The sequence below is a fragment of the Enterobacter cloacae complex sp. 6730903 genome, assembly GCF_048283985.1.
GTDB lineage: Bacteria > Pseudomonadota > Gammaproteobacteria > Enterobacterales > Enterobacteriaceae > Enterobacter > Enterobacter hormaechei_C.
Genome location: NZ_JBLVXX010000211.1, coordinates 1 through 292 on the forward strand (window position 1 = coordinate 1; position 292 = coordinate 292).

General features: G+C 59.2%; 1 protein-coding gene. It reads right to left on the reverse strand.

The window, feature by feature from the left end:
- The coding region (locus ACNQ0W_RS25615) for a transposase (RefSeq protein ID WP_417933335.1) at nt 1-292 on the reverse strand (292 nt) is incomplete at both ends.

The window sequence follows — 292 nt, forward strand, 5'->3', positions numbered from 1 at the left end:
CTTGCGCGGATGCTGCTTCAAGGTTTTTACCTTGCCGGGACGCTCGGCGATCAGCCAGTCCACATCCACCTCGGCCAGCTCCTCGCGCTGTGGCGCTCCCTGGTAGCCGGCATCGGCTGAGACAAATTGCTCCTCTCCATGAAGCAGATTACCCAGCTGATTGAGGTCATGCTCGTTGGCCGCGGTGGTGACCAGGCTGTGGGTCAGGCCACTCTTGGCATCGACACCAATGTGGGCCTTCATGCCAAAGTGCCACTGATTGCCTTTCTTGGTCTGATGCATCTCCGGATCG